This is a genomic window from Pseudomonas sp. Gutcm_11s, assembly GCF_028649395.1.
Taxonomy (GTDB): domain Bacteria; phylum Pseudomonadota; class Gammaproteobacteria; order Pseudomonadales; family Pseudomonadaceae; genus Aquipseudomonas.
In genome coordinates this window covers 104,333-117,483 of record NZ_JAQSUW010000017.1, presented here as the reverse complement: position 1 = coordinate 117,483, position 13,151 = coordinate 104,333, and the positions used below count along the sequence as shown (strand labels likewise).

The following is a 13,151-nucleotide window of genomic DNA, read 5'->3' as shown; positions in this document are numbered from 1 at the left end:
TCTCGCTGCATCAGTGGCCCGCTTGGCCACCCAAACTGGGGGAGTCACCATGTCGTATCCATTCATCCGCCACCGCCTGGCGCGCCATCTACAGGCCGCGCTGCTGGGCGTGGGCGCCATCGGTGCGCCGCTGCTGCAGGCCGCCGAACCCACCGCGGCCAGCGCTGCGGTCGAGCAGGTCCGCCAATACGCCATCGCCCCGGGCCCGCTCAGCGAAGTGCTCGGGCGCTTCGCCGCCGCCTCCGGCATCGCCCTGTCATTCGACGCGGCGCAGCTCGGTAACCGCCAGTCTGAAGGTCTGAGCGGCAGCTACTCGGTCGATGCCGGCTTCGCCAGGCTGCTACAAGGCAGCGGCCTGCGCGCGGTCAATGACGGCGGCAGCTATGTGCTGGAACAGCTGACCAATGGCCCGATGGCACTCGGCACCACGGAGATCAACGCCAGCGAGCTGGGCAGCAACACCGAAGGTACCGGCTCCTACACCACCGGCGCGGTGACCATCGGCAAACGCGCGCAGTCGCTACGAGAGACCCCGCAGTCGGTCACCGTGGTCACGCGCAAGCTGATGGACGACAAGAACCTGGTGTCCCTGGACCAGGTGATGGCGCAGACACCCGGCATCACCCGTGCCAATCGCGGCTACGGCAACAACCACTTCAGTTCCCGCGGCTTCGACCTGACCGACGACAGCTACATGGTCGACGGCGTATCCGGACAGGCCTACGCCTACACCGGCTGGATGATCCCGGATATGGCGGTGTTCGACCGCGTCGAAGTGCTGCGTGGTGCCGCCGGCCTGCTGGTTGGCGCCGGCGGCCCGGGCGGCGCGGTGAACCTGGTGCGCAAGCGCCCGACCAGCGAGCCGCGCCTGTCGCTCACCACCCGCGCCGGCTCCTGGGACAACTACCGCCAGGACCTGGACGCCAGCGGCAAGCTCAACGCCGAAGGCACCCTACGCGGGCGCCTGGTCGCGTCCTATGAGGACCGCGGCTCATTCATCGACGTCACCGAGTCCAAGCGCCCCCTGCTCTACGGCATCGTCGAGGGCGACCTGAGCGATGCCACCACCGTTGCCCTGGGCCTGCGCCGGCAGACCTCGCGCATCGACGGCTACAGCGTGCTGGGCCTGCCCAACAATCCCGACGGCAGCAACCCGCATCTCAAGCGCTCGACCTTCCTCGGCCAGGACTGGGCCAAGCTGCAGACCCGCACCGACGAGGTGTTCGCCGACCTCAATCACCGCTTCAACGACAACTGGAACGGCAAGCTGGCGCTGTCCCACTCCGAAAGCAGCTACAACCGCAGCGCCATCGAGTGGAGCGCCGACGACACCCTGGAATACGGCAGCCCGACCGGCCCGATGATCAGCGGCACCAGCTTTCACAAGTTCGACGTCACCGCCGACGCCGTTGACGGCCATCTGGATGGCGATTTCGAAGCCTTCGGCCTGACCCACCAGGTGACGCTCGGCGCCAGCTGGTCCCAGCGCGACATGAACGACAAGGACGCCACGGTGCGCCTGGCCAGCCCGCTGCCGCTCAACGTCTACGACCCCAACCACAACCTGTTTCCCGAGCCTGCGCGGCCGGGTTGGGACTACAAGGACGACACCCTCGACACCCGCTACGGCACCTACCTCAACACCCGCCTGCACCTGAGCGAGGACCTGAGCCTGGTCCTCGGTGGGCGCCTGAGCTGGTACAAGACCGAGTCCTGGAGTGGCTCGCAGGTCACCACCAACGAGCAGAAGCACGAGTTCACGCCCTTCGTCGGCACCATCTACGACCTCGACGAGAACTGGTCGCTGTATGCCAGCTATGCCGACATCTTCATGCCCCAGGCCGACTACCGCAGCGCCGGCGGTGGCACACTGGACCCGGCCATCGGCTCCAACTACGAAACCGGAATCAAGGGCGAGCTGTTCGACAAGCGCCTGAACCTGTCCTTCGCGGTGTTCTACATCGAGCAGGAAGACGTCGCCGCCCGCGACTACGCCAACGACGGCAACTGCCCGCAGGACGTCGCCGGGCGCTGCTTCGTCAACAGCGACGGCATCAACCGCAGCAAGGGCTTCGAGGCCGAGGCCAGCGGCGAGGTACTGCCGGGCCTGCAGGTCGCGGCCGGCTACACCTTCAACACCACCCGTGCGGAAGATGGCGAGCCGATCTCGGCGCAAACCCCGAAGCACATGCTGCGCCTCAACACCAACTACACCCTGCCGGGTGAATGGAACCGCGTCAGCGTCGGCGCCGGCGTGTCGGCCCAGTCGCACTACGACGATGCCTACAACGGCGTGAGCAACAGCGGCCGCGCGCTCTTCGACGCCCGCGCCGCCTACAAGCTCGACCAGAACTGGACGGTGGGCGTGGACGTGGAGAACCTGCTGGACCGCAAGTACTTCGACTCCACCGGCTACTGGACCCGCGGCACCACCTACGGCGCGCCGCGCAGCTACATGCTGACCCTGCGCGGCGATTTCTAAGGCTCCTCGTGGCACAGCACAGCGCAGGCCTGCGGGCCTGCGCTGTGCTGTGCTGTGCTGATTAGGCACCGGGTAAACAAACACGAGTCACGACACCTCCGTCTGGCCCCATCAGCCGCACCTCTGCAACACCAACCATTCCCAAAACCCTCGCTCACCCAATAGAATTGCGACAAATTCTTATTTGCACTCAATTCCGGGGAAGAGACAGGCATGTCCAGCGAGGCTCTCCACAGCGCACAGCTGGATGCGCTGTACCGCATGCACCACGGCTGGTTGCGCGGCTGGCTGCGCCAACGCCTGAACAATTCCGCCGATGCCGCCGACCTGGCCCAGGACACCTTCGTCCGCGTGCTGCTGGCGCGCACTGCCGGCACCCTGAAAGAGCCGCGCCACTACCTGGCAACCGTGGCCCGTGGCCTGGTCATCGACCTCTATCGCCGCCGCTCGCTGGAGCAGGCCTACCTGGAAGTACTGGCCAGCCAGCCCGAGCGCTATGAGCCCTCAGCCGAAGTGCGCGCCGAGATCATCGACAGCCTGCTGGCCATCGACCGCCTGCTCGACGGCCTGGGCACCCGCACCCGCACCATCTTCCTCGCCGTGCAACTCGACGGGCTGAGCTACGAGAAGGCCGCAGTGCGCGTCGGTGTCTCCGTCACCACGGTGCGCAAGCACTTGGCCAAAGCACTGCTGCACTGCTTGTTGCTGGAGGCCGCGTGAAGGCCGTGCTCGGCGAGGCGGTGGACTGGTACGTGCGCCTGAACGACAGCACCAGCGGCGAGCAGACCCAGGCCGAGTGGCGCCACTGGCTGGCCGCCGATGCCCGTCACGCCGAAGCCTGGACACGTATGGAACAGCTGCAACGGAGCCTCGGCCAAGCACCTGCGGGTATCACCGGGCAGACTCTGGAACAGGCACGGCGCTCGCGGCGCACTGTCCTCAAGGGCCTGGCCACGCTGGCTGGCGTCGGCCTGCTGGGCTGGCAGGGCTACCGCGTCTCGCCGTTCAGCGCCGACTACGCCACCCGCATCGGAGAGCGGCGCAGCCTGACCCTGGCCGATGGCTCGCGCCTGCAGCTGGATACCGACACCCGCATCGACCTGCGCTTCGACGCGGCGCAGCGGCAGATCCGCCTGCTGCAGGGCAACCTGCTGGTGGACGCCGCCAGTGACAACCGGCCGTTCAACGTGATCAGCGCCGAGGGCCTGGTGCACACCCAGGACGCCCGTTTCGCCGTGCGCCAGTTCGACGGCCGCACCCAGGTGCTGGTCGAGCGCCTGGCAGTGCAGATAATCCCGAGCCTGTCGCCGCCGCCAGCGGTCTCGCTGGCGGCCGGTCAGGGCCTGAGCTTCGACGCCCGGGCTTGCGAAGCCGCGCAACCGGCGCCGGTCGATGCCTGCGCCTGGACCAACGGCATGCTGGTGGCGGTGGACTGGCGCCTAGATGCACTGCTCACCGAACTGTCGCGCTACCACCACGGCTACCTGGGCTGCAGCCCCGAGGTGGCGGGGCTGCGCCTGTCCGGCGCCTTCGCCGTGGACGACCTCGACGCGGTGCTGCACCTGTTGCAGGAATCGCTGCCGCTACGGGCACGCCAGGTGACACGCCTGTGGACACACCTGGAACGGCACCCGGCCTGAGCCCACGCGCCGCCGAAAATTTTCTATCCGGGGTGACAGATTTTCGCGGCTGCTTCGGCTCCACCCGCAACGTTCACCTTCATCAGGAGCCCGCATGTCCCGTCGTTCGTCGTACCCTGCCCGTGTTCTGCGTCCCACCCTGCTCGCCCTCAGCCTGACCTCCATCCTGCCAACGGCCTGGGCGCAGAGCTATGCGATCCCGGCCGGCCCGCTGGATGCCGCGCTCAGCCGTTTCGCCGCCGCCAACGGGGTGATGATTAGCTTCGGTGCGACCGAGACCGACGGGCTCTCCAGCCCGGGCCTGCAGGGCGACTTCGAGCTGGAACAAGGCTTCGCCCAGTTGCTCGAGGGTAGCGACCTGCGCGTGCAGCGCGTTGGCGAGAAGCGCTATGTGCTGATTCGCGCGACAGAGGACAGCAGTGCCCTGGCCCTGGACAGCACCACCATCAGCGCCGCCGAGCTGGGCAGCACCACCGAGGACAGCGGTTCCTACACCACCGGGCAGATGAGCACCGCCACCAAGCTGACATTGTCGATGCGCGAGACGCCGCAAGCAGTCACCGTCATGACGCGCCAGCGCATGGATGACCAGGCGATGACCAGCATCACAGACGTGGTGCAGAACACTCCCGGGCTGTTTCTCAGCAAGGCTGACGGCCCGGGCCGGCCATCATTCAGCGCCCGTGGCTTCGATATCGACAACGTCATGTACGACGGCCTGCCCAGCTACTATCAGGGCTGGCTGATGGGCGCGCAGCCGAACCTGGCGATGTTCGATCGGGTGGAGGTGATCCGCGGCGCCACCGGCCTGGTCAGCGGCAGCGGCAACCCTTCGGCGGCGATCAACCTGGTGCGCAAGCGGCCCACCAGCGATCCACGAGTGAGCCTGACCACCAGCGCCGGCAGCTGGGACGACTACCGCGGCGAGGTCGATGCCAGCGGCGCGCTGAATGACGCCGGCACCCTGCGCGGCCGAGTGGTCGGCGCCTACCGCGACGCCAACAGCTTCCGCGACGAGGAAGAACACGACCACGGCCTGTTCTACGCCATCAGCGAGGCCGACCTTACCGAGAACACCACCCTGGCGGTCGGTTTCTCGCGCCAGGAAGACCAGACCAATCTGTTCTGGGGCGGCCTGCCCATCGGCGTCGACGGTCGCCACCTGGACCTGTCGCGTTCGAGCTATCCCGGCAGCGACTGGGAAAACAAGGAACTGAAGATCAACACCCTGTTCACCGATCTGGAACATCGCTTCGACAATGACTGGAAGCTGCGCTTGAGCGCCATGCATAGCTGGCAGGACGGCCTGTTCTCCGGCACCTACCTGCGCCGCGACGCTGCGCTGGACATGTACCACCAGGCGTTCCAGGCGCGCTACGACGAGGACCATGACGCCTTCGACCTCTATGCCAGCGGCCCGCTCGAGCTGTTCGGCCGCCGCCACGAGGTGGTCGCCGGCGTCAGCCAGCGCGAGTACGACAAGGTCACCCACAGCTACAGCGGTGGCGGCATGATCGCCGTGAATGCGCCCAAGCCGGACTTCCTGCGCAACGGCAAGAGCGAGGAAGTCACCACCCAGGAAGGCGCCTACCTCACCACCCGCCTGAGCCTGGCCGATCCGCTGACCCTGATCCTCGGCGGGCGCCTGGACTGGTACGAGTACGACAATCGCGACGCCGAGGGCGACTACAAGGTGACTCGCAATGTCACCCGCTACTCCGGCCTGGTCTACGACCTGGACCAGCACCACTCGCTGTACGCCAGCTACACCGACGTGTTCCAGCCGCAGAGTGCCAAGGACGCGAGCCAGAAGGTGCTGGCGCCGATCGTGGGCGAGAACTACGAGCTGGGCATCAAGGGCGAGTATTTCGGCGGCGCGCTGAATGCCAGCCTGGCGGTGTTCCAGGTCGACCAGCAGAACCGCGCGGTGACCGACTACGACGCACCGCTGGTGTGCGATGGCTGGTACTGCTCGAAGGCCTCCGGCTCGGTGCGCAGCCAGGGCCTGGACATGGAGCTGCAGGGCGCGCTGAGCGAGAACTGGCAGGTCGGCGCCGGCTTCACCTACACCCGCGCCCGCTACCGGCATGACGCCGACGAGTCCAACGAGGGCGAGCGCTTCGACTCCGACGCCCCTGAGCGCCTGTTCAAGCTGACCAGCCTCTACCACCTGCCGGGCGAACTCGATAAGTGGCGCGTGGGCGGCACCCTGTACTGGCAGAGCCGCGTATACAACGACGTAGACCTGCCCAGCGGTGACATCTACCGCCTGGAACAGGGCAGCTACGCCACCGTCGACCTGCTCGCCGGCTATCGCGTCAACGAGCACCTCGATCTGCAGCTGAACGTCAACAACGTGCTCGACCGCAACTACTACTCGGGCATCGGCTACGACATCTACTGGGGTTCGACCGACACCTACGGCGACCCGCGCAGCTACCTGCTGACCGCCAAATACGACTTCTAAGGCGGAGATAGTTGGGCTGCTACAGGTAAAGACGGACGAGCGAGGCGTAACCCGCAGGACCTTTACGATCTTTACCTGCTGTCGCCCTGCAGTTCCCCGCGCAGCCATTCGGCCAGGCGCTCGGCGCGGCGCTCGCCACGCCGGCTCGGTACCCACAGGGCCAGGCGAGCGTCGGTCTCGACGAAGCCCCAGGGTGCGATCAGGCGGCCAGCGGCGAGATCGTCGGCCACCAGCGCCTGCGGTGCGATGGCCACGCCGAGGCCGCTGGCGGCGGCTTCCAGCAGGTAGTAGAGGTGCTCGAAGCCCTGGCCGCGCTGCAGGCGCTGCGCATCCAAACCCTGGGCCTCAGCCCATTGCGGCCAGGCCTGCGGGCGCGAGGCGGTGTGCAGCAGCGGCTCGCCGAGCAAGACGGCGGCCGGCTGGCCGGCCAGCTCGGCGCTGCGTGCATAGCGCGGGCTGAGCACCGGGCCGATGCGCTCCACACCCAGCTCGAACACCTGCATGTCCGCCGGCCACGGCGGTTCGGCGAACAGCAGGGTGGCGTCGACCTCCGGGCTGCGCGGGTCCAGCTCGCCCTGGCTGGTCGACAGCTGCAGACGCAGTTCCGGCAGATCCTTCTGCAGGCGGTCCAGTCGCGGGATGAACCAGCGCGCCAGCAGGCTGCCAGGGCAACCGAGGACGAAGGGACGCTCGCTGTCCTGCTGGCGCAACTCGCCGCAGACCTCGCGCAAACGCTCGAAGGCCTCGCTGCTGACCTCGCGCAGGCGACGGCCGGCATCGGTGAGTTTCACGCCGCGGCCATCCTTGTCGAACAGGCTGACCCCGAGCTGTTCCTCCAGCACACGGATCTGCCGGCTCACCGCCCCATGGGTCACATGCAGCTCGGCTGCGGCCTGACTGACACTGAGCAGGCGAGCAGCGGCCTCGAAGGCGCGCAAGGCATTCAGCGGGGGCAGTTCTCGGCTCATGGATTCGTGAGTTTTTCTGACATGTCAGAGCAATCTAATCGCTTTTCCCCGGATCGGCCAGGGTTAGAATGGCGCCATCGCTCACGCTCCCTTGATCCGTCTTTCGCGGATCAGGGCAGCAAGAACAGGAGAACACCATGACTTCCCTGCGCACCGGCCCTGACGCCACCGGCCTGTTCGGCTCCTTCGGCGGGCAGTACGTCGCCGAGACCCTGATGCCGCTGATCCACGACCTCGCCGCCGAATACGAGAAGGCCAAGGCCGACCCGGATTTCGCCAAGGAACTGGCCTACTTCCAGCGCGACTACGTCGGCCGCCCTAGCCCACTGTACTTCGCCGAGCGCCTGACCGAGCACTGCGGCGGCGCCAAGATCTACCTCAAGCGCGAAGAGCTCAATCACACCGGCGCGCACAAGATCAACAACTGCATCGGCCAGATCCTGCTGGCCAAGCGCATGGGCAAGAAACGCATCATCGCCGAGACCGGCGCCGGCATGCACGGCGTGGCCACCGCCACCGTAGCCGCGCGCTTCGGCATGGAATGCGTGATCTTCATGGGCACTACCGACATCGATCGCCAGCAGGCCAACGTGTTCCGCATGAAGCTGCTGGGCGCCACCGTGATCCCGGTCACCGCCGGCACCGGCACCCTGAAGGATGCGATGAACGAGGCGCTGCGCGACTGGGTCACCAACGTGCACAACACCTTCTACCTGATCGGCACCGTCGCCGGCCCGCACCCGTACCCGGCCATGGTCCGCGACTTCCAGGCGGTGATCGGCAAGGAAACCCGCGAGCAGCTGGCCGAGAAGGAAGGCCGCCTGCCGGATTCGCTGGTCGCCTGCATCGGCGGCGGCTCCAACGCCATGGGCCTGTTCCACCCGTTCCTCGATGACCAGTCGGTGCAGATCGTCGGCGTAGAAGCCGCCGGCCACGGCATCGAGACCGGCAAGCACGCCGCCAGCCTCAACGGCGGCGTACCGGGCGTGCTGCACGGCAACCGCACCTTCCTGCTGCAGGACGACGACGGCCAGATCATCGACGCCCACTCGATTTCCGCCGGCCTCGACTACCCGGGCATCGGCCCCGAGCACGCCTGGCTGCACGACATCGGCCGCGTCGAGTACACCTCGATCACCGACGACGAAGCCCTGGCCGCCTTCCACCAGTGCTGCCGCCTGGAAGGCATCATCCCGGCCCTGGAGAGCTCGCACGCCCTGGCCGAAGTCTTCAAGCGCGCGCCGAACCTGCCCAAGGACCACATCATGGTGGTCAACCTGTCCGGCCGCGGCGACAAGGACATGCAGACCGTGATGCACCACCTCGACCTGTCCAAATCGGAGAACAACTGATGAGCCGTCTGCAGAGCCGATTTGCCGAGCTGAAACAGCAGAACCGCGCCGCCCTGGTCACCTTCGTCACCGGCGGCGACCCGGACTACGACACCTCGCTGGCCATCCTCAAGGGCCTGCCGGCCGCCGGTGCCGACGTGATCGAGCTGGGCATGCCCTTCACCGATCCGATGGCCGATGGCCCGTCGATCCAGCTGGCCAACATCCGCGCCCTGGGCGCCAAGCAGACCCTGGCCAAGACCCTGCAGATGGTCCGCGAATTCCGCCAGGGCGAGCAGAACACCCCGCTGGTGCTGATGGGCTACTTCAACCCCATCCACTACTACGGCGTGGACAAGTTCATCGCCGACGCCAAGGAAGCCGGCGTGGATGGCCTGATCGTGGTCGACCTGCCGCCGGAACATAACGCCGACCTGTGCTTCCCGGCCCAGGCCGCAGGCATCGACTTCATCCGCCTGACCACCCCGACCACCGACGACAAGCGCCTGCCGACCGTACTCAACGGCAGCTCCGGCTTCGTCTACTACGTCTCCGTGGCCGGCGTGACCGGTGCCGGTTCGGCCACCCTGGACCAGGTGGAAGAAGCCCACGCCCGCCTGCGCCGCCACACCGACCTGCCGGTGTGCATCGGCTTCGGCATCCGCACCCCGGAGCACGCGGCCGACGTGGCGCGCCGCGCCGAAGGCGTGGTGGTGGGTTCGGCGCTGGTCGACCAGATCGCCAAGGCGTCCACCCCGCAGCAAGCCGTCGAAGGCGTACTGAATCTGTGCGCCCAGCTGGCTGAGGGCGTGCGCGGCGCTCGTCGCTGATCTCGATGTCCGGAGGGGCGGCACGCCCTTCCGGACGAGCGACATGGCAACCGCAACGGTGCCTGACTAGCCTCAATGGGGATAACGCTCGACCGACGTCCGCGTGTGAGCCTCACGGCTGGAGTCCACCATGACCGACGTCCTTCCCCCGCTCGACTTCTCCCTCGAACCCAAACTGGATATCGCCACGGCCAAACCGAAGGCGCACTTCCAGATTGATACCCGCGACCACAGCAAAGGTGACCGCCGCCGGCACGAAGAGCGACGGCAGACCATTCGCTTCGAGGGTGAGCGCCGCAGTGGCCTGGACCGCCGGCCGCATAACCCCGGCTGGGAGCTGGGAATCGACCTCTAGCGCTCAGCGCCTCTCGCTGAGCTGCTCATTCACTTGCTGCTGACAATGCGCAGCACCTGCCAGTAGCCCGGCGGCTCCGGGGTCAGGCCGCGCTCGCGCAGCAGGGCATGCAGCTGCGGCAGGCGGAAGTAGGGCACCGAGGCCATCAGGTGATGCTCGATGTGGTAGTTGACCCGGATCGGCGCGACGAAGGCGCGGGCCAGCCAGCCGGCGCGCGTGGTGCGGGTGTTGCGCAGGGTGTCGCGGCTCGGCTCCAGGCAGGCGTGCTCGGCCATCGAGCGAATGCGGATGAACAACGGGAAGGGCGTGACGTAGGCCAGCACCCAGACGCCGTACAGCCAGGCCTCGCCGCAGGCCCACAGCGCGGCCAACAACAAGCCGTTGCTGATCAGCATGCCAGCGGCGTTGCCGAGGAAAGTCAGCGGATAGTCCCACCAGCGTCGGCCTTCCTGGGCCAGTACCTGCACATCGTTGGCCACCGTCCACTTGAGCACGCCGGCGTCCATCAGCACCCGGCCGAGCATGAACTTCAGACCGGTGACGCCGAACAGGTCGCGGACCAGCTTGCGCAGCAGCGAGGTGCGCGTGGTGGGGAAACCGGCCACCAGCGACAGGTCCGGGTCCTGCTCGCTGGAAGTCTTGGCGTGGTGCACCAGGTGGTAGGGGCGGTACTTGTGCAGCTCGTTCCATACCGGCCGCGCGCACAGCCAGTCGGCCAGCACGTCATTGCCCCACTTGCTCTTGAACAGGGTGCCGTGCGCCGCATCGTGCTGCAGGATGGCCAAGCACAGCTGGCGCCCGGCGATCACCGCCAGGCCGGCGAGCAGGGCGAGAGCAAAGGCCCACAGCGGCAGATGCTCCTGGGCCCAGGCCAGGGCGGCGAAAGTCAGCGCCAGCACGCCCCAGGTGGAAAACACGGCCCAGCCACCGCGCCAGTCGGAGCGCTGGGTGAGGGCCCTGATCTCCTCGCGGCTGAGGATATCGGCGATACGGGTGCGGGTCTCGGACATGGCGCGACGCTCATCATTGAAGTCGCCCCGATTGCAGCATCAGCTGCGGCGCATTGCAGGCGTCGGAGATGACTGAATGCAATGCGTTTCTGCCAAACGCCTCAACGCAGCTTTTGCACCATCGACGCCAGCACGCTCAACACCGCACCCGCCAGGCGCTTGGAGCGCGCGCCGTTCCAGCCGGTGCGCGGTTGCGGGCTGTCGTCGTGATCCTTGAATGGCATTTCCAGGGTGAAGGACAGGCAGTCGTAGGTCTGCCCGACCCAGTTGCAGGCCAGCGCCAGGTTGGCCTGGCCCGGCTGGTCGCGCGGGTAGCCATGGGCCACCTGGAATTCGCCGGCGGCCACCAGGCGCTGGCGGAACTCCTGTTCCAGTTCATCCAGGCGCGGAGTGAAGCCGGGGTTGCCCTCGCAGCCGGCGGTGAACACGTGGGGAATCTCCTCGTCGCCGTGGATATCGAGGAAGCAGTCCACGCCCTGGCCAGCCATCTGCTGCTGGACGAACAGCACCTCGGGACTGCGCTCGGCCGAGGGCACCTGCCAAGCACGGTTGAGGTCCTGGCCGGCGGCGTTGGTGCGCAGGTTGCCGAGGAAGGAGCCGTCTGGGTTCATATGCGGCACCAAATACAGATCGGCCTGGCTGAGCAGCTGCTGCAGTTCGGCATCGGGCTGGGCCAGGCGCTCGATCAGCCCCTCCATGAACCACTCGGCCATGTGCTCGCCGGGGTGCTGCTGGGCGATCAGCCACAGCTTGCGCGGCGCGCTGGCGGTACCGCGCACGTGCAGCAGCGGCAGTTCGCGCCCCTGCAGGCTGCTGCCGCAGGCCAGCAGTTCGACGTTGGGCAGCGCCAGCGCCTGCACCAGCAGCTGGGCATGTCGCGCGCGCAGGTAGGGCTCGAAGTAGGCGAAGCGGGCAGACGCCTGCTCGGCCAGCAGCTCGAAGTGCAGACCGTGTTCGTCGAAGTGGGTGGGCACGCGGAACCAGTCCACGCCATCGTAGCTGGCCACCGTCTGGTAGCCGGGCCAGGCGTTGCGGTAGCTCGACTGCGCGGCGTTCTCCAGGGTGAAGCCGTGGCGCTCGCCGACGCTCAGGCCCTCAGCGAGGAAGTGGAACCACTGGAAGTGATCGCTGGCGAAGTCCTTGCGGATCGCCAGGCGTACCCGAGCCGGGTCGCCGGCGTTGAGAACCTCGATGTTGCCGCTGTCGAAATCGCTGCGAATCTGCATGGGACGCTCCTGCCAACCGAAGTCGGCAGGATACTCCCCAGGCTAGCCGGCGTCAGATGCGGAAGCGGCTGACCAGCTGTTGCAGCTCTCCACCCAGGCGCGCCAGCTCGACGCTGGAGGCGGCGGTCTCGTCGCTGGCCGCGGCGCTCTGCTCGGAGACGTCGCGCACGTTGATCACGCTGCGGCTGATCTCCTCGGCCACCGCGCTCTGCTCCTCGGCAGCGGCGGCGATCTGCAGGTTCATCGACTGGATGCTGGACACACGGCTGGTGATGCCCGCCAGGGCCTCGCCGGCCTGACGGGTCAAGACCACGCTGTTGTCGGTGATGGTGCGGCTGTTGTTCATCACCTCGGCCACCTGCTGGGTACGGCTCTGCAGGCCGGCGACCAGTTCGGCGATCTCCTCGGTGGACTTCTGCGTGCGCTGGGCCAGGCCACGCACCTCGTCGGCGACCACGGCGAAGCCGCGTCCAGCCTCACCGGCACGCGCCGCCTCGATGGCCGCGTTGAGCGCCAGCAGGTTGGTCTGCTCGGCCACCGCGCGGATCACGTCCATCACGCTGCCGATCTTGTTGCTCTCCTGCTGCAGCACCTGCATGGCCTGGGTGGAGCGATCCACTTCGCCGGCCAGGCGCTCGATCTGGCTAACCACCTCGGCTACCACGCGATCACCCTGGCGGGCCTCGCCGTCGGCTTCGTTGGCGGCCTGCGAGGCGCTCTCGGCGTTGCGCGCGACTTCCTGCACGGTGGCGGCCATCTCGTGCATGGCGGTGGCCACCTGGTCGGTCTCGATCTTCTGCGTGTTGACCCCGGCGCGGGTCTGCTCGGTCACCGCAGACAGC

At 67.3% G+C, this 13,151-nt stretch carries 11 protein-coding genes; 7 read left to right on the top strand and 4 right to left on the bottom strand.

What is annotated here, in order from left to right:
- Window positions 1–49: 49 nt before the first annotated feature.
- The 4 genes from PTT45_RS19020 to PTT45_RS19005 all read left to right on the top strand — a co-directional run bounded on the left by PTT45_RS19020 (window position 50) and on the right by PTT45_RS19005 (window position 6,589).
- Window positions 50–2,482, top strand: a complete 2,433-nt coding sequence (locus tag PTT45_RS19020; protein ID WP_273815460.1) for a TonB-dependent siderophore receptor — start codon at window positions 50–52, stop codon at window positions 2,480–2,482.
- A 213-nt stretch (window positions 2,483–2,695) separates the two neighbouring features.
- On the top strand, window positions 2,696–3,202 hold the full coding sequence (locus PTT45_RS19015; protein WP_273815459.1) for a sigma-70 family RNA polymerase sigma factor: 507 nt from the start codon (window positions 2,696–2,698) through the stop codon (window positions 3,200–3,202).
- Window positions 3,199–4,122, top strand: a complete 924-nt coding sequence (locus PTT45_RS19010) for a FecR domain-containing protein (RefSeq protein ID WP_273815458.1) — start codon at window positions 3,199–3,201, stop codon at window positions 4,120–4,122. The genes PTT45_RS19015 and PTT45_RS19010 overlap by 4 nt, the downstream gene beginning before the upstream one ends.
- A 94-nt stretch (window positions 4,123–4,216) precedes the next feature.
- Entirely contained in the window at window positions 4,217–6,589 is a 2,373-nt protein-coding gene (locus PTT45_RS19005; RefSeq protein ID WP_273815456.1) for a TonB-dependent siderophore receptor, read from the top strand.
- A 71-nt stretch (window positions 6,590–6,660) separates the two neighbouring features.
- Here the strand turns inward: PTT45_RS19005 and PTT45_RS19000 are convergent, their stop codons facing one another.
- Window positions 6,661–7,557 (bottom strand): LysR family transcriptional regulator, encoded by an 897-nt coding sequence (locus PTT45_RS19000; RefSeq protein WP_273815455.1) that lies wholly within the window; start codon window positions 7,555–7,557, stop codon window positions 6,661–6,663.
- 137 nt (window positions 7,558–7,694) lie between these two features.
- On the opposite strand from PTT45_RS19000, the gene trpB reads away from it, so the two are divergent.
- The 3 genes from trpB to PTT45_RS18985 all read left to right on the top strand — a co-directional run bounded on the left by trpB (window position 7,695) and on the right by PTT45_RS18985 (window position 10,073).
- Entirely contained in the window at window positions 7,695–8,909 is a 1,215-nt protein-coding gene (gene trpB / locus PTT45_RS18995) for a tryptophan synthase subunit beta (protein ID WP_273815454.1), read from the top strand.
- Window positions 8,909–9,718 (top strand): tryptophan synthase subunit alpha, encoded by an 810-nt coding sequence (gene trpA, locus PTT45_RS18990; RefSeq protein ID WP_273815453.1) that lies wholly within the window; start codon window positions 8,909–8,911, stop codon window positions 9,716–9,718. The genes trpB and trpA overlap by 1 nt, the downstream gene beginning before the upstream one ends.
- Before the next feature lie 130 nt (window positions 9,719–9,848).
- A complete protein-coding gene (locus PTT45_RS18985) occupies window positions 9,849–10,073 on the top strand; it encodes a hypothetical protein (RefSeq protein WP_273815452.1) in 225 nt (74 codons plus the stop codon).
- Between the two features lie 29 nt (window positions 10,074–10,102).
- On the opposite strand, the gene PTT45_RS18980 is transcribed toward PTT45_RS18985, so the two are convergent.
- From PTT45_RS18980 to PTT45_RS22435, 3 genes are all read right to left on the bottom strand, one after another.
- On the bottom strand, window positions 10,103–11,083 hold the full coding sequence (locus PTT45_RS18980; protein WP_273815451.1) for a fatty acid desaturase: 981 nt from the start codon (window positions 11,081–11,083) through the stop codon (window positions 10,103–10,105).
- Between the two features lie 101 nt (window positions 11,084–11,184).
- Window positions 11,185–12,309 carry a M14 family metallopeptidase gene (locus PTT45_RS18975; RefSeq protein WP_273815449.1) on the bottom strand — a complete coding sequence of 375 codons (1,125 nt, stop codon included), beginning with the start codon at window positions 12,307–12,309 and terminating at the stop codon, window positions 11,185–11,187.
- 52 nt (window positions 12,310–12,361) lie between these two features.
- On the bottom strand, window positions 12,362–13,066 hold the full coding sequence (locus PTT45_RS22435) for a methyl-accepting chemotaxis protein (RefSeq protein ID WP_443218222.1): 705 nt from the start codon (window positions 13,064–13,066) through the stop codon (window positions 12,362–12,364).
- Window positions 13,067–13,151 lie beyond the last annotated feature (85 nt).

Coding starts and splice junctions, on each gene's coding strand:
- PTT45_RS18975 (WP_273815449.1), bottom strand. CDS start 12,309: ATGCAGATTCGCAGCGATTTCGACAGCGGCAACATCGAGGTTCTCAAC.
- PTT45_RS19020 (WP_273815460.1), top strand. CDS start 50: ATGTCGTATCCATTCATCCGCCACCGCCTGGCGCGCCATCTACAGGCC.
- PTT45_RS19015 (WP_273815459.1), top strand. CDS start 2,696: ATGTCCAGCGAGGCTCTCCACAGCGCACAGCTGGATGCGCTGTACCGC.
- PTT45_RS19005 (WP_273815456.1), top strand. CDS start 4,217: ATGTCCCGTCGTTCGTCGTACCCTGCCCGTGTTCTGCGTCCCACCCTG.
- trpB (WP_273815454.1), top strand. CDS start 7,695: ATGACTTCCCTGCGCACCGGCCCTGACGCCACCGGCCTGTTCGGCTCC.
- PTT45_RS19000 (WP_273815455.1), bottom strand. CDS start 7,557: ATGAGCCGAGAACTGCCCCCGCTGAATGCCTTGCGCGCCTTCGAGGCC.
- trpA (WP_273815453.1), top strand. CDS start 8,909: ATGAGCCGTCTGCAGAGCCGATTTGCCGAGCTGAAACAGCAGAACCGC.
- PTT45_RS22435 (WP_443218222.1), bottom strand. CDS start 13,066: ATGGCCGCCACCGTGCAGGAAGTCGCGCGCAACGCCGAGAGCGCCTCG.
- PTT45_RS18985 (WP_273815452.1), top strand. CDS start 9,849: ATGACCGACGTCCTTCCCCCGCTCGACTTCTCCCTCGAACCCAAACTG.
- PTT45_RS18980 (WP_273815451.1), bottom strand. CDS start 11,083: ATGTCCGAGACCCGCACCCGTATCGCCGATATCCTCAGCCGCGAGGAG.